Origin of the sequence: Bradyrhizobium hereditatis, assembly GCF_020329435.1 — a bacterium.
In the GTDB taxonomy this organism is placed as follows: domain Bacteria; phylum Pseudomonadota; class Alphaproteobacteria; order Rhizobiales; family Xanthobacteraceae; genus Bradyrhizobium; species Bradyrhizobium hereditatis.
Map to the genome: position 1 here is coordinate 84,224 of NZ_JAGKJK010000001.1, position 14,497 is coordinate 98,720.

The following is a 14,497-nucleotide window of genomic DNA, read 5'->3' on the forward strand; positions in this document are numbered from 1 at the left end:
TTCTCACGAAAATGCAGTCCACAGCAGGCTGAGACCGGCGGTCAGCATGATGCCGTCCATCACCAGCCGAAACACATCGGGCTTCAGGCGCAGCACAAAGCCCCTGGCGACGAAGGCGCCGAACATAAGGGACGAGCCTGCAATCAGGCCTTTCAGCGCAATGTCAGGCGTCAACGCGCCAAAGCGTTCGAAGGTGACCGACTTGCTGAAGTAGAGCCCAAGCGAACTTGCGGCTTCGGTGGCGAGGAAGGCGCCTTTGTTCAACCCGTAAAACAAAAACAGCGGCACGCTGAGCGGACCGGTCGAAACCACGATGCCCGTGAGATAGCCAATGATCGCACCACCGATCGCCAGATGCCAGAGCTGTGCTTTGAGCTGATGTCGGGCTAGCCAGTGCCGAACCGGTACCATCGCGATAAGAAAGAGGCCAATCGCGATATCGACAGCATGCGAGGGTAGGGCGAGTAACGTCCGGGCGCCAAGTGCGGCGGCCGGAATCCCTGTCGCCGAATAGGCAAGGCAGGCGCGCCAATCAACCTCGCGCCACCAGGCGAGAATCCGCGACAGGTTCGCCATCACCGCCGCGACAGCCATGATCGGGACGGCTTCCTTCGGCCCGTATTGATAGACCAATACCGGCATCAGCATGATCGACGCGCCCGTGCCGACGATGCCCGAGATGGTACCGGCGATCAGCCCGACAATGAGGACGAAAAGGAAGCCCAAGAATCACAACTCCGGGACCGGATGACATGCCGGGAATCATGCTGGCGAGGGTAGCGCAATCGCAAGTGCGGAACATGGGCGTCCGTCTGGCAAATGTCACCTTCGGTTGTGACCTGGCTCACACTCGCGCCGTTCGTTTTCTGCAAGGTTAATGTCGTGGACGGGATCTTGGCTGGTAGAGCGATCAGCGGCGCAGAATTCGTCAGTACTGGTCGCCGGATGAGGGAGACCGCAGTCATGGAGAAAGCACGCACTACCTTCTTTGCGACCTATCTGAGCGGGTTGAAGCCATTGGCTATGCTTTTCGGCGGTGTGACCACAGCGACCGCAGTGTTCGCAATGGTCAGCCAGGCGGGCAACGCCATTCCGATAATTCTCAAGACGCTTGATATTCCCAGTTGCCGCACCTCAGACGTCTATCACGGTACGCAGACAAACTTCAAAAAGGAGGGCGCTGTGTGGCGTGAGTACCCAGTGGGTGCCGTCACCTACCGGTACGAATTCAAGGAGATCAAACGCGCACACAACGAAATCATCCTGCGCAACCTGACGCCTCGCGACACGGCGGATTGGGCGACCCTGACCGTTCACCTGCCGCCTTGCGATGGTACCGCCAAGCTGAGTGAGGGACTTCCCGAGCGCTGGACAGACCTGCAGCAGGTCTGGCGCGCGCCGCGGGAGAGCTGACGCTGATTTTCGGCATACCTGTGTTTGGCTACTGACAGTATGCTGGCACGATCAAACATCATTTCTGTGCCGCTTGCGGCTGCGGCACCTACTCGGAATCGGCCATACCGACGATTTCGACCTCGGCGCGTGCCGGTGATCGACGGCAAAAATCTGTGGTGAGCGGTGGCTGCCGGCCTCGCGTCAGGCCGCGTAAAGCTCGACCGGGGAATCAAATCCCTTGAGCTGAAATGCCTGCGAACGGCTGTCCTTCAAATCCGGTTGGGCGCGGTCGAACACCGCCTTCGTCACCAGGATCTGACCGGCTTCCGCGACCGATTGGGCGCGCGAGGCGGTGTTGACCACCGTGCCGATCGCGGTCAGGTCGCGGTGTGAGCGGCCGAATTCGCCAAAGCTGAGCTCGCCCGTATGGATGCCGATCCCGATCCCCAGTTCGTCTGCGGTGAGACCGTGTGCTTCAGCGAGACTCTGGCACCGATCACGCCAGTTCGCCTGGATTTCACGGGCGACAAGCACGGCGTTTCGGGCGTGCGTTTCCCGCCGCAGCGGAAAATTGAAGATCGCCATTACGGCGTCGCCGATCGTCTTGTTCAGCAGCCCGTCATGCTGCCAGATCGCGTTGGCGCATTCATCGTAGAACGCATCGAGCAGTCCCGAGACCGCATCGGCCGATTGCGACTGCGACAGGCTGGTGTAGCCGCGCAGATCGGCAAACATGATGGTCGCGTCGATGGTGATCTTGCGGGCTCGCATCACCTTCGTGAACATAAGTTCGCAAATGGTGCAGGTGTTCGGATTCATCCGGCTCGGCCGAATGCCGAATGCGCGAAACGGCGCCGAGGCCACGCCGCGAAGCAGCACCGGCACATGCATCTGCTCCCAGCACCCTTTGCAGATGAGCGAGTGTTGCGGAGCTGCCATTTTTCAATCGTGCTCCACGAGAGCGGTTGCTGCGACGATCCTATAACCGGGGGAGGAGGCGAGCAAGGCAGCGTTCCGCAGCGCACACCTGCCGGCTGGTGGCGCAAGTCAAAGCTGCTAGGATCGCGTCAAAACACGCAAAACGGAGGATCGCCATGGACGCTGTGCCGCCGACCAACGCGCAGACCGCAGACAAGCATTCGCATCTGGTTCGTCCCGACAGTATGGAATGGCAGAAGACCCGTTTCCCTGGTTGCGAAGCCAAGACGTTGCTGTTCGATCGCAAGACCGGCCTGATGACGGCGCTGATGCGGTTCGCGCCGGGCGCGGTGCTGCCGGACCATGAGCACGTCAACATCGAGCAGACCTACGTGCTTGAAGGATCGCTGGTCGACAAGGAAGGCCCGGCGAAGGGTATCGAATGCAAGGCCGGCGAATTCATTTGGCGCGAGGAGGGTAGCCGTCACGTCGCCTGGTGCCCGCAAGGTGGATTGATGCTCGCGATCTTCCAGGTACCGAACAAGTTCTTCGAGGCGGACGGCCGCGTCATTGACGCCGCGGGCGAGGACTGGGACGCGGCTTGGGGACATATCCGCAAAGGTTGATCTATCCGGGTCAAGGTGACGTTTACTATAACGTTTTCGCCACCGTTTAAGCCTTGTTTAGAGGTGGCTTGGTACCGTGCCGGCATTGACGCGCCGGGGATATCGATGTCGCTCTTCCAAGCCTCAGACCGGATTTCGCCTGCCCTCGATCGGCAGGCGGCAGACATCCGGCATTTGCCATTGCTCTACGGGATGACGCTGTTCGTCTCGGCGCTGCTCCTGTTCTCGATCCAGCCGATGTTTGCGAAGATGGTGCTGCCGAAACTCGGCGGCGCGCCGGCGGTGTGGTCGGTCGCAATGGTATTCTTCCAAACGACCTTGCTGGCGGGCTATGCCTACGCGCATCTGCTGAACCACCCGTTGCGGTCTCGCCGTGGTGCAATGCTCCATCTGGCACTCGTCGCATTAGCGGCGATGGCATTGCCGATCGCCGTTGCGCCGGGATGGTCTGCGCCGCCTCTGGATGGGACGGCGCTCTGGCTGTTCGGATTGTTCGCGGTCTCGATCGGTCTGCCATTCTTTGTACTTTCGGCCACCGCGCCATTGCTGCAAAGCTGGTTTGCCGCGAGTGGACACCGGCAGGCGGGCAATCCTTACGTGCTCTACGCCGCGTCCAATCTCGGCTCGTTTGCTGCCCTGTTCGCCTATCCTGTCGTCGTCGAGCCGTTCCTGACGTTGAAGGCGCAAACCGCGATCTGGTCGCTCGGATTTGGGCTGTTTGCTGTTATGCTAGCCGTCGCCAGCCTGTTCACCTCAGGCGCAGCTCCGGTCGTCGCGCCGGTCACGCCATCGGATGAAGTTCGTGCAAATGCCATGGAGCGCGCGCGCTGGATCGCGCTCGCGGCGGTGCCATCAGGCCTCGTTATTGCTGTCACGGCGCATCTGACGACCGATGTCGCTGCCGCACCATTCCTGTGGGTGCTTCCGCTGGCGATCTACCTGCTCACTTTCGTCGCCGCGTTTCGCGAAAGGCCGTGGATCGCCCACGCGAATGTGGTGCGGTTTGCTCCTTTCGTCGTGGCGCCGCTCGCGGTGAGCCTGATCGGCGGCGACAAGGTGTTCTGGGTGACGATGATTGCCCTCAACCTCGTCGCGTTCGCGCTCTTGACGCTGATGTGCCATGGCGAACTCTATGGACGTCGTCCAAGCCCGCAGCGGCTGACGGAGTTCTACCTCTGCACTTCGTTCGGTGGGGTGATCGGCGGGGTGTTCGCAGGACTGCTGGCGCCGCAGATCTTCAATGGCAATTACGAATATCCGATCCTGGTCGCGCTGGCGGTGCTGTGCATGCCCGGATTTTTCGCCGGTGGTATCCGCAAGACGATGACGGGACTTCTGCCGTGGCTTCTGCCCAGCGCGATCCTCGTACTGGTCTGGTTTGTCTGCCGGCCGTCGTTACCCGCGACCCTGGAGCTGCCGTTTCAGGTGGTGCTCGCGCTGCTGGCGGCCGCGATGCTGTTTCAGCGGCAGGAACTGGTGCGTTTCTTCGCTCTCGTGGTCTTGAGCTTCACCATCACCGGCCTGTGGCGTCCCGGAATAGCGCCGATCGAAACAGTCCGCAGTTTCTTCGGCGTGCACAAGGTGGCAGAAGTTGCCAATGGCAAAGTTCATGTTCTCTATCACGGCACCACGATCCACGGCGCTCAGCGCGTGCGCAATGACAATGGTACGCCGGTCGGTGGATCGCCGAGCCTGCTGAGTTACTATTACCCCGGAGGTCCGATGGCCGAAGCGATCGACGCCGCCCGCGCTGCCCACCATGGTGCTTTCGGGCGCGTCGCGGTAGTCGGGCTCGGTACGGGGACGCTGGCCTGCCATAGCAAATCCGGCGAGAACTGGACGTTTTTTGAGATCGATCCGGAAGTGATCCGCATCGCCCGGGATCCGCGTCTCTTTACGTTCATGTCGGGTTGTGCAGCCGATGCTCCGGTCGTGGCTGGCGATGCGCGACTGACGCTGGAAGCCTCTCCCGGCCTGTATGACCTGATCGTTTTGGATGCCTTCTCGTCCGACAGCATCCCGGTTCATCTTCTGACGCGCGAAGCGCTGGCGGGATATCTCGCGAAACTCTCGCCTCGCGGCGTGATCATCGCGAATATTTCCAACCGCCACCTCGATGTCGCCTCCGTGGTGGCCAACGTCGCCCGGTCTCAAGGACTGGTCAGCTTCCTTCGCGAGGACGACCGTGCGGGCGATTTCATGAAGACATTCCAGGCCAATGCCCGGCTCGTCGTGATGGCGCGCGCGGCCGATGATGTGGGAAGCGTCGCGGGAAAATGGACGCCGCTGTACCCCGATCCCACAAGTTCGTTGTGGACGGATGACTATTCGAACATTCTGGGCGTCATGCTGCGCAAAAAACTCGGCTGGTAGAGGCGGGAGCAGCTACTTTAACACGATCCACACCGGCGCATGATCGCTGGCGCCTTCCTCGCCGCGTATCTCGCGGTTGATGCCGGCCTTGATCAGGCGCGGCGCTATTGCGGGGCTCAGCAGCAGGTGATCGAGCCGCAAGCCGGCGTCGCGTGGCCAGCGGTTGCGCTTGTAGTCCCAGAACGTGAACATCGGCTGCGACGGATGCAGGGTGCGGATCGCATCGGTCCAGCCTTGGTCCACCAGCGCCTTGAACGCAGCGCGGCTTTTCGGCTGGATCAATGCATCATTGTCCCAGGATTTGGTCGGATAGATATCTGATGCGGTCGGCGCGACGTTGTAGTCGCCCGCCAGCACCACCGGGATGTTTTGCTTGAGCAGCTTGCCAGCGTGCGAGCGCAGCCGCTTGAACCAGTCGAGCTTGTAGTCGAATTTCGGTCCCGGCTGCGGATTGCCGTTCGGCAGATAGATGCTGGTGACGAGGATGCCGTTGACCGCCGCCTCGATATAGCGCGCTTCATTATCATCGGGCTTCCCGGGCAGGGCAGACCGGGTCAATACCGGCTCGACATTGCGCGCCAGGATGGCGACGCCGTTCCAGGTCTTCTGTCCGCGCCACACCGCGCCATAGCCAGCTTTCTCGATCGCAGCAGCCGGAAAATCGGCGTCGGCCGATTTCAACTCTTGCAAGGCAACGACATCCGGTTTCGCGGCGCGCAGCCAGCGCAACAGGTTCGGCAGGCGGCGGTTGATATTGTTAATGTTGAACGTCGCAATCTTCATGTAGAGGTAGCTGGCATCACTGTGCTTTGCCTGACACGTGGAGAATCCATGTCGAAACTACGCTTCGCCATTCTCGTGCTCGCCATCGGATGTTCCGGGTCCGCAGTTGCTCAAACCGCCGACGGGCGCGGCGCCTGCAAGGCGGACTATGACAAATATTGCGCCGGTACGCTGCCCGGTGGCGGCCGTGTCGTCGCATGTCTGAACAAGCAGCATCACCAACTCAGCGACGCCTGCAAGCAAGTATTGGCCAGCCGGAAGAAACAGTAGGACAGGGCAACATGCGGGTGTTTCGCGATGATCGCTTTTGAGTGTCGCGGCCCCGGCAACTCGGAGCTCGCAAGCCTGACTTGAAGTGGTGTTCGGCGGCCGGGTTCCGACTGCCGAGCGTCGCCTTTGCGCGTCTGCTCGGTGATGCCGGCTGTGGACAGTTCGACAAGAACCGCGAAGCAGTACTGAAAAACGAAGACTCTAGGCGGAAGCCGCGGCGGGCTCCGCTGGAGGCAGAGAAGGAGGTTCTGTGATGGCGTTGCCACCCTTGTAGACCCGCGCGTAACGCCTGCCGAGGCTGGTCATCACCTCATAGCCGATAGTGCCATAATGGTGGGCGAGTTCGTCGACCGTGATGCCTTCGCCGATCAGCGTTGCCATGTGACCACGCCGCACGGCGTTCTTATCGAGATCGGTGATGTCGACCGCCATCAGGTCCATCGAAATCCGCCCGGCAACCGGGCAACGCTTGCCGGCGACCACCACCTCGGCGCCACGGGTGCCGTCATTGGCACTCGCTGCACGGAAATAGCCGTCGGCATACCCTGCGGCGACGATCGCTATCCGGGTCGGACGCCGCGCTGTCCAGGTCCCGCCATAGCCGACAGTATCGCCGCGTTCGACGTTACGGATCTGCACGATGCGGGCCTTCAATTCGACGACCGGCTGCATCGGATTGTCGGCTTCGGGCGTCGGATTGATGCCGTAAAGGGCACAGCCCGGCCGCACCATGTCGAACTGAAATTGCGGCCCTAAGAAAATACCGGACGAATTTGCAAGCGACGCCGGCACACCGGAAAACAGGCTGGCGATCTCGCGGAAGGCCGTGAGCTGCCGGGCGTTGGCGGGATTGTTGAGGAGTTCAGCGGAGGCAAGGTGACTCATCACCAGCGTGATGCCGTGGTCGCCGGCATTGATGCGCGGGATGATGCCTTGGGCCTCCGTTACGGTGAGGCCGAGACGGTTCATGCCGGTATCGATGTGAATGGCTGCGCCGCCCGACCAGCCTGAACGGCGACAGAACACATCCCATTCGGCGAGTTCGTTGAGGTCGCCGATTACAGGCTTGCAGTCGATTTCGGCGTAGGCGGCGCCGGTGTTCTGGAAGAAGCCGCCGAGCACATAGAGCGCCGCCCCCGGCACCGCGGGGCGGACGACCCGCGCTTCATCGAGCGTGGCAACGAAGAACGTCTTGCAGCCGGCGGCAGCAAGGGCGCGCGCGACCTGCGCGGCGCCGCAGCCATAGGCATCCGCCTTGACGACCCCTGCACATTCGGCCGGCACCGCCGTTTTCTCGAGCTTGCGCCAGTTGGCGACGATGGCATCCAGATCGACGGTGAGGATACCGGTGGCGGCCGGATGGGCCGCCAACAGGTTCGCCTCGGGCGAAAGCTGCGATTTCGGGTCGGTTGCGATGTTCATCCCACCGTTGTACGCGCGACGAGGGAACCGTTCAACCGGATCGACACATCAGTAGTGGCGATCTGGAACCTGGCCGTCGTGGACGAGATCGCCGAACCGGGTGACGCTGGCGTCGAAATGCAGCTCGACGGTGCCGGTCGGGCCGTGGCGCTGCTTGCCGATGATCACCTCGGCCTTGCCGAGCGCGCGGTCCATTTCCAATTGCCATGTGGCGTGCTCTTGCGTTCCTTCGCGCGGCTGCTTCATCGCGAGATAATATTCCTCGCGATAGACGAACAGCACTACGTCAGCGTCCTGCTCGATTGAGCCGGATTCACGAAGGTCGGAGAGCTGCGGACGCTTGTCATCGCGGTTTTCGACCTGACGCGAGAGCTGCGACAGCGCGATCACCGGGACGTTCAATTCCTTTGCCAGCGCCTTCAGGCTGGTGGTGATTTCGGTAATTTCCTGTACGCGGTTGTCGTTGCCACGCTTGCCCGAGCCCTGCAGCAGCTGGATGTAGTCGATAACGATCAGATCGAGGCCCTTCTGTCGCTTGAGCCGGCGCGCGCGCGCGGTGAGTTGCGAGATCGACAGACCGCCGGTTTCGTCGACATAGAACGGTAGCGAATCCAGCTCGATCGAGCAGTCGCGGATTTTTTCGAAATCTGCGTCGGTGATGCCGCCGCGGCGGATCAGGCTGGAGGGGATGCCGGTGCGCTCCGCGAGAATACGGGTCGCCAGCTGCTCGCCGGACATTTCGCAGGAGAAGAAGCCGACCGCACCGCCGTGGGCTGCCTTGACGGTGCCGTCTGCCTGCACCTCCGGCACATAGGCCTTGGCGATGTTATAGGCGATGTTGGTGGCCAGCGACGTTTTGCCCATGCCGGGGCGGCCGGCGACGATGATGAGATCGGACGGCTGCAGCCCACCCATCTTTGCGTCGAGGTCGCGCAGGCCGGTTGAGATGCCCGACAGCTTGCCGTCGCGCTGGAATGCCTTGGCCGCCATATCGACCGCAACGGTCAGCGCCTGCGAGAAGCGCTGAAAACCGCCGTCATAGCGGCCGGTCTCGGCAAGTGCGTAGAGCTGACGTTCGGCATCCTCGATCTGCGCACGCGGGGCAAAGTCGACCGGTGCATCGAAGGCGACGTTGACGATGTCTTCGCCGATCTTGATCAGATCACGGCGCAGGCTGAGGTCGTAGATGGTACGACCGTAGTCCTGGGCGTTGATGATGGTTGTCGCCTCCGCAGCGAGCCGCGCGAGGTATTGGCCCGGCGTCAAACCGAGAATGTCGGCGTCAGCGGGCAGGAATGTCTTGAGCGTGACGGGCGTTGCGACCTTGCCCATCCGGATCAAGCTACCCGCAATCTCATAAATCTGCTGATGGATGGCTTCGAAGAAGTGCTTCGGCTCCAGGAAGTCGGAGACCCGGTAGAACGCGTCGTTGTTGACCAGAATGGCGCCCAGCAGGCTCTGTTCCGCCTCGATATTGTGCGGCGCGCTCCGGTAGGCCGGAGTTCCCGCGTCGGGAGCGAGCTTGAGAACATTCGAATCAGTCAGTGCCATGGCGTCAGGTTATGCTCCTGGTTTTTGACGTTGCCAGTATTTCCGCGAGGGGGGCCGCGATAAAGCGCCTGCCACGGGGAAAGCGGAAGCAAAAGCTGTCCGCTATGCACCGTTCTTCAAAAATGTGGATGAATCCGGCGCGAGCGAGCGGCCATGCTTGACGCCCCTTTCAGCCGAAACCGGGCGGCACGAGGCCTGTTTTCCAGAAAATGCCAGGTAAAATCTTAGGAGAGCCTGAACCTTATCGCGACTTGGACAGACTTAAGCTGATGCAACGGCGGCTTTCGAGCGGACGTCTTAAACGTTGATCAAGCCAAGATCAGGTAGGCGAACGCGAACAGCGCGGCAGCCACGCCGATTGCGATCAAGGCGTAGTCGATCCTGATGTCGGAATCGAATGGGGCTGGGTAGGTCTGCCGGTCCATGTCGGAGATCTACGACGGCTTGGCAAGGCCTTCTGTGAAGTAGATCACATCGGGTGTGATTTTCTTCGCCGCAGAATGGATTGGTTACGGAATCGGGAACGGGCTGGCGATTTTCGAGTTGCCAGCTGTAACGGACCGGAAGGACAGGCGATGGGTCAGCAAGTTCGGGAATGGCGATCGGCAAGCGGCCAGCGCTTGTGGTTGTCGATGCTGATCGACACCATGGAAGAGATCTCACGCCCCGAGCGGCGCGCTGTGCCGTGCGATGCCCAGTCGCTTGCCGCCTTGCGTGCCCAACTCGCTCGCCCGACGGTGACGCCTGCGTCTTATGCGTCGGCTTACAGCCTGCGAAACTGACGCCCCTTATTCGCCGGCCAGTTGCAGCCGCGGCGGCCTTCCGAGCTCCACCCCGCGCAGCCTCGCTTCTTCCCGCGTGATGTAATCGCGCGTCATTGGCACGATTCCCTGACGCTTGGTGAGCTGGATCTGGAAATTCATCAGGTTTTGCTTGCGGAACGACATTTCCGACGCCGCCAGATAAAACTCCCACATCCGGGCAAACCGCTCATCATAGAGGCGAACCGCCTCTTCGCGCCGCGCCATGAAGCGGTCACGCCAGGCCTTCAGCGTTTCCGCATAATGCAGCCGCAGGATTTCGATGTCGCAGACCAGAAGGCCGGCCTTTTCGATCGCCGGGATGACCTCCGACAGGGCGGGGATATAGCCGCCCGGGAAAATGTATTTCGTGATCCACGGGTTCGTTACGTCGGGCCCGGTGGAGCGGCCGATCGAGTGCAGCAACATAACACCGTCGTTGCTGAGAAGCTCGGCGCAGCGCCGGAAAAAGGTCTCATAGAAGTCGATGCCGACATGTTCGAACATGCCGACTGATACGATCCGGTCGAACGGGCCGCCAATGTCACGGTAGTCGCTCAGCAGGAATCTCGCCGAAGATGTCAGGTTCCTTTCGGCAGCCCGGGCATTCGATATCTGCAATTGCTCCGTGGAGAGCGTAATGCCGGTGACATCAGCGCCGGTCATTTCGGCCAGATACAGGCCAAGACCGCCCCAACCCGAGCCGATATCGAGCACGCGGTTGCCGCGCCCGATCAGAAGCTTGGCCGCAAGATGACGTTTCTTGGCGAGCTGGGCATCGTCGAGCGTCGTGTCCGCCGTTTCGAAATAGGCGCAGCTATATTGCTTGTCGGCGTCGAGGAAGAGGGAATAGAGGTGTCCATCAAGATCGTAGTGATGGGCGACATTGTTCTTCGCCCGACCGCGCCAATTGAATTGCCTGAAGTGCCTGCCGAAATAGCGTAGCCACCATTGCAGCTTGGCCCAGTGCGGCAGCATTTCGGGTTGATCGAGCAGGATGGCCAGCACATCCGCGATGCTGCCGTCCTCGACGACGAACGTGCCGTCCATAAAGGCTTCGCCAAGCGCCAGCTCGGGATTGAGGAGAATGCGGCGCTCTGCGCGTTCGGTCAGGAATCGCGCCGATACCGGCCGCCCAGTTCCGTCTCCACAGGTAAATCTAGCCCCACTCGCGGTCGTAAAGATTATCGTACCGCGGCGAATGAACTGGCTCAGGAAATAACGCAACAACCGGTCCATCGAAACACCAATGGAGCGAGCGACCGTTACACATCGACGCATCTTGGAACGGTTGGTTCCAGAGATGGATCCATATTATGATAAGTATAATGATGCCGTAGCGCTAGTCCGTTGGAGTCAAAGCGGATATTCTCAAATGTCACAGTCACACAGATGCGTAATAAGCGCGCTTCCATTCGCGTCATAATCGGCTAAAAGGTGACCCCTCCGCTGGCCACCTTGTGCGTCGCGGACAGCGAATCCACGTCTGGAGAAGCAGGGAATGTTGAGCCGAGCGCTCAGTTTGGCGACGGTGACGCTCCTGATCGGCTGCTTCACAGCAGGCGTGGTCTGGGCGGTCGAAAATCTCGACGCTGGCAAGAGCCCCTCTCAGATCTTCTCCAGCACCTGCAGCGCCTGCCACAGGAGCCCGCGCGGCCTCTTGAAAAACACGCCGGCTTCGTCGCTGCCGGGTTTCCTGCGCCAGCACTATACGACGGGCACCGACATGGCCGCGCTGCTCTCCGCCTACCTGATCTCCAACGGGGCGGCCGATCCCCGCTATCAGGGCAAGGATCAATCCAAAAAGGACGCCAAGCAAAAGGACGCCAAGCAGGACGCAAGGCCGGATCAGGCCGAGCGGGCTGGCCGGCGACAGCCGCCGGCCGCTCACGCCCAGGAGGCTTCCCGGCCAGATGCCGACGGCGCTGCGGCGCAAGGCGAGGGCGCGCGTCCAGACCGGGGTGCGAAGCGGTTCTCACGGCGACACGCGGCGCCTGAAGCCACGCCTTTCGACGGGCAGGCTCCGGCTCCGGCACAGGCCACCACCGACAGCAAATCGGGCTCCAGGCAGAAGCAGGGCAGGCGTTCCAAGCCTGCCGCCGAAGAGCCGCCGAAAGCCGAGCAGGCGGGCCGCGGCGACCCCTCCAAGGAGCAGGTTCCGCAGGATTCCGCCAGGCCTGAAACCTCCGCGGTCGATCCGGCCAAGACCGACGCGATAAAGGGCGAGGCCGACAAGCCGGACAGCGAGGCAACGAAGCCCTCGAGCGATTCGGAGCCAGCGCGCGAGGGCAAATCCGATACCGCCAAGGTCGATGCTCCCAAGGAAAGCGTTGACAGCGAGCCGGCGCCGCATCGGCCTGACCCGGTGCCGCCGGTCACGCCAGCGCCGCCAGCTTCTGCAACGACCGCGCCTGAGCCGGCCGCGAGCCCCTCAGCAGCGCCGGCACCCGCGACGCCGCCGTCGGTAGAGGCAACCGCCCCCACACCGGCTCCAGCCGCGCCCGCCGGCCCGCCGACGCCGCCTGTTTCCCGCTAAAAGTTCCGGTTCGAAGGCCGTGCGCCGGGCGACACTTGACCGTTTCTAGAGTATCACTCTAGAGTAATCGTCTAGCTGGATCGTGGAGGCATGAGTGACCACGGCACGCGAGGATCTGCTGGCGGCGGGATTGGCGGTGTTCGATCGCGACGGTTTCGAGGGCGCGACCGTGGCGGCCATCCGGAGTCACGCCCGGGCGTCCAATGGCAGCTTCTTTCACTTCTTCGGCTCGAAGAAAGAACTCGCCGGCACGCTGTTCCTGGAAATTCTTGGGCGCTACCACGCTGCCATCATCGCGGCGGTCGATGAATCCTGCGACGCGCGGGAAGGGGTGGCGCGCCTGATCCGCGCACATCTGGAATGGGTCGTGAGTTCCCGGCGCGAGGCGCGCTACCTGTTCGAGATTTCCCGCAGCGAGTGGACGGAGGAGGTTCGCGGTGCGCAGCGCGCCCAGAATTCGCGCCTTGCTGAATCCGTCGAGCGATGGCGCGCCCCGCTGGTCGCGCGCGGCGAATTGCTGCCGATGACGTCATTGGTGTTCTTCAGCCAGATCATCGGGCCGGCACAGATTTTCTGCCGTGCCTGGCTTTCGGGCCGCGACCGCGCCGATCCACGGGAGCAAGCCGAAATCCTGATCGCCTGTGCCGTCCGCGCCGTGGTCGCATCAGATGCGATCCAAAAACCGGGAGAACCCGCATGAATGCCAATGCCGACCCAGACTTCGCGCCAATCGCCACACGCATTCGCGACAATGTCGGCCGCCAAGGCTTTATGAATCATGTCGGGGCAGAGCTGTCCGAACTGACGCGCGGCACGTGCACGCTTGCAGTCGACCGCCGGCCGGAACTGTTGCAGCAGCACGGCCTTTTTCATGGCGGTGTCACGGCGTTCCTGGTCGACAACGCCACCACGATTGCTGCCGCGACGTCGCGTGGCCAGCCGGCGCTGACGGCAGAATATAAATTGAACCTGCTGTCGCCTGCGATGGGTGAGCGCTTGATCTGCCGGGCGCGCGTGATCAAGCCCGGACGTCAGGTCGCCGTGGTTGCGGCCGATGTGTTCTGCGTGACTGATGGCGTGGAGAAGCACACCGCAACCGCGCTCGCCTCGATCGCGATGCTGGAGGAGAAGGCGGCCGCCAAAATCCCAAGCCCGGCCTGAAGGGCCGGGCTTGAAGTTTATTGTAATGAGATAGGCGCGTTACTTCTCGGTCGCAGCGGGCGCCGGCGCGAGCTCCTCGTGCTGGGCTTCCGGATCGAAGAACTCGCCGGCGGCGGCAAGCGCCTCGGCAGCGGCATCCTGGTCTTCCTGGCGGGTCGAAATGTCTTCGCCGCGGTTGATGCGCTCGGCTTCATCGGCGCTGCGCGCCACCGTGACGCTGACGCTGACTTCGACTTCCGGATGCACGGCGATGGCGATTTCGTGCTTGCCGATGGTCTTGATCGGCGCATCGAGCAGCACCTGGCTGCGGCTGATGGTGACGCCGTCGGCCTCGAAGGACGCGATGATGTCGCGGACGCTGACCGAGCCGAACAGCTGGCCGGATTCGGAGGCCTGACGCAGCACGATCACGTTGCGCCCGTTGATCTTCTCAGCGACCTTTTCCGCTTCGCCCTTGGCCTTGAGGTTATTGGCCTCGAGTTCGGCCTTCATGCCGTCGAACTTGGCGCGGTTGTCGGCGGTGGCGCGCAGCGCTTTGCCGCGCTTGAGCAGAAAGTTGCGGGCATAGCCGTCCCGGACGCGGACGACTTCGCCCATCTGACCGAGCTTGGCAACACGTTCGAGCAAGATGACTTCCATTTCGTTCTCCTTTTGAGTGTTCA

14 protein-coding genes are annotated in these 14,497 nt (G+C 62.0%); 7 read left to right on the forward strand and 7 right to left on the reverse strand.

The features are described from left to right. Positions 1-3: 3 nt before the first annotated feature. Positions 4-726: a sulfite exporter TauE/SafE family protein gene (locus J6524_RS00455; RefSeq protein WP_225668209.1), complete on the reverse strand. Its 723-nt coding sequence runs from the start codon at positions 724-726 to the stop codon at positions 4-6. Positions 727-963: 237 nt separating this feature from the next. On the opposite strand from J6524_RS00455, the gene J6524_RS00460 reads away from it, so the two are divergent. Continuing rightward, positions 964-1,413, forward strand: coding sequence for a hypothetical protein (locus tag J6524_RS00460; protein WP_225668210.1), 450 nt, complete (start codon positions 964-966; stop codon positions 1,411-1,413). Positions 1,414-1,596: 183 nt separating this feature from the next. On the opposite strand, the gene J6524_RS00465 is transcribed toward J6524_RS00460, so the two are convergent. Beyond that, positions 1,597-2,334 (reverse strand): adenylate/guanylate cyclase domain-containing protein, encoded by a 738-nt coding sequence (locus J6524_RS00465; protein ID WP_225668211.1) that lies wholly within the window; start codon positions 2,332-2,334, stop codon positions 1,597-1,599. A gap of 155 nt (positions 2,335-2,489) precedes the next feature. On the opposite strand from J6524_RS00465, the gene J6524_RS00470 reads away from it, so the two are divergent. Both J6524_RS00470 and J6524_RS00475 read left to right on the forward strand, forming a co-directional pair. Then, positions 2,490-2,939, forward strand: a complete 450-nt coding sequence (locus J6524_RS00470) for a cupin domain-containing protein (protein WP_225668212.1) — start codon at positions 2,490-2,492, stop codon at positions 2,937-2,939. Between the two features lie 105 nt (positions 2,940-3,044). Further along, a complete protein-coding gene (locus J6524_RS00475; protein WP_225668214.1) occupies positions 3,045-5,312 on the forward strand; it encodes a spermidine synthase in 2,268 nt (755 codons plus the stop codon). Between the two features lie 12 nt (positions 5,313-5,324). On the opposite strand, the gene J6524_RS00480 is transcribed toward J6524_RS00475, so the two are convergent. Then, positions 5,325-6,095, reverse strand: coding sequence for an exodeoxyribonuclease III (locus J6524_RS00480; protein WP_225668216.1), 771 nt, complete (start codon positions 6,093-6,095; stop codon positions 5,325-5,327). A gap of 48 nt (positions 6,096-6,143) precedes the next feature. Between J6524_RS00480 and J6524_RS00485 the strand changes: the two genes are divergently transcribed. Then, the gene (locus J6524_RS00485) at positions 6,144-6,365 is read left to right on the forward strand and encodes a cysteine rich repeat-containing protein (RefSeq protein ID WP_225668218.1); all 222 of its coding nucleotides are present in this window, start codon (positions 6,144-6,146) and stop codon (positions 6,363-6,365) included. 201 nt (positions 6,366-6,566) lie between these two features. Here J6524_RS00485 and alr read toward each other — a convergent pair whose 3' ends face one another. The 3 genes from alr to J6524_RS00500 form a co-directional block, all read right to left on the reverse strand. Further along, positions 6,567-7,787: an alanine racemase gene (alr, locus tag J6524_RS00490; RefSeq protein ID WP_225668220.1), complete on the reverse strand. Its 1,221-nt coding sequence runs from the start codon at positions 7,785-7,787 to the stop codon at positions 6,567-6,569. A gap of 48 nt (positions 7,788-7,835) precedes the next feature. Further along, entirely contained in the window at positions 7,836-9,338 is a 1,503-nt protein-coding gene (locus J6524_RS00495) for a replicative DNA helicase (protein ID WP_225668222.1), read from the reverse strand. 788 nt (positions 9,339-10,126) lie between these two features. After that, positions 10,127-11,377 (reverse strand): cyclopropane fatty acid synthase, encoded by a 1,251-nt coding sequence (locus tag J6524_RS00500; RefSeq protein ID WP_225668224.1) that lies wholly within the window; start codon positions 11,375-11,377, stop codon positions 10,127-10,129. A gap of 262 nt (positions 11,378-11,639) precedes the next feature. Between J6524_RS00500 and J6524_RS00505 the strand changes: the two genes are divergently transcribed. The 3 genes from J6524_RS00505 to J6524_RS00515 all read left to right on the forward strand — a co-directional run bounded on the left by J6524_RS00505 (position 11,640) and on the right by J6524_RS00515 (position 13,835). Continuing rightward, positions 11,640-12,674 carry a hypothetical protein gene (locus tag J6524_RS00505; protein WP_225668226.1) on the forward strand — a complete coding sequence of 345 codons (1,035 nt, stop codon included), beginning with the start codon at positions 11,640-11,642 and terminating at the stop codon, positions 12,672-12,674. 94 nt (positions 12,675-12,768) lie between these two features. Beyond that, positions 12,769-13,374 carry a TetR/AcrR family transcriptional regulator gene (locus tag J6524_RS00510; protein WP_225668228.1) on the forward strand — a complete coding sequence of 202 codons (606 nt, stop codon included), beginning with the start codon at positions 12,769-12,771 and terminating at the stop codon, positions 13,372-13,374. After that, on the forward strand, positions 13,371-13,835 hold the full coding sequence (locus J6524_RS00515) for a PaaI family thioesterase (RefSeq protein ID WP_225668230.1): 465 nt from the start codon (positions 13,371-13,373) through the stop codon (positions 13,833-13,835). Before J6524_RS00510 ends, J6524_RS00515 begins: the two co-directional genes overlap by 4 nt. A 39-nt stretch (positions 13,836-13,874) precedes the next feature. Here J6524_RS00515 and rplI read toward each other — a convergent pair whose 3' ends face one another. Next, complete coding sequence (gene rplI / locus J6524_RS00520; protein WP_225668231.1) at positions 13,875-14,474, reverse strand: 50S ribosomal protein L9; 600 nt, start codon at positions 14,472-14,474, stop codon at positions 13,875-13,877. Between the last annotated feature and the right edge of the window lie 23 nt (positions 14,475-14,497).

Coding starts and splice junctions, on each gene's coding strand:
- J6524_RS00460 (WP_225668210.1), top strand. CDS start 964: ATGGAGAAAGCACGCACTACCTTCTTTGCGACCTATCTGAGCGGGTTG.
- J6524_RS00465 (WP_225668211.1), bottom strand. CDS start 2,334: ATGGCAGCTCCGCAACACTCGCTCATCTGCAAAGGGTGCTGGGAGCAG.
- J6524_RS00470 (WP_225668212.1), top strand. CDS start 2,490: ATGGACGCTGTGCCGCCGACCAACGCGCAGACCGCAGACAAGCATTCG.
- J6524_RS00475 (WP_225668214.1), top strand. CDS start 3,045: ATGTCGCTCTTCCAAGCCTCAGACCGGATTTCGCCTGCCCTCGATCGG.
- J6524_RS00480 (WP_225668216.1), bottom strand. CDS start 6,095: ATGAAGATTGCGACGTTCAACATTAACAATATCAACCGCCGCCTGCCG.
- J6524_RS00485 (WP_225668218.1), top strand. CDS start 6,144: ATGTCGAAACTACGCTTCGCCATTCTCGTGCTCGCCATCGGATGTTCC.
- alr (WP_225668220.1), bottom strand. CDS start 7,787: ATGAACATCGCAACCGACCCGAAATCGCAGCTTTCGCCCGAGGCGAAC.
- J6524_RS00495 (WP_225668222.1), bottom strand. CDS start 9,338: ATGGCACTGACTGATTCGAATGTTCTCAAGCTCGCTCCCGACGCGGGA.
- J6524_RS00500 (WP_225668224.1), bottom strand. CDS start 11,377: ATGGACCGGTTGTTGCGTTATTTCCTGAGCCAGTTCATTCGCCGCGGT.
- J6524_RS00505 (WP_225668226.1), top strand. CDS start 11,640: ATGTTGAGCCGAGCGCTCAGTTTGGCGACGGTGACGCTCCTGATCGGC.
- J6524_RS00515 (WP_225668230.1), top strand. CDS start 13,371: ATGAATGCCAATGCCGACCCAGACTTCGCGCCAATCGCCACACGCATT.
- rplI (WP_225668231.1), bottom strand. CDS start 14,474: ATGGAAGTCATCTTGCTCGAACGTGTTGCCAAGCTCGGTCAGATGGGC.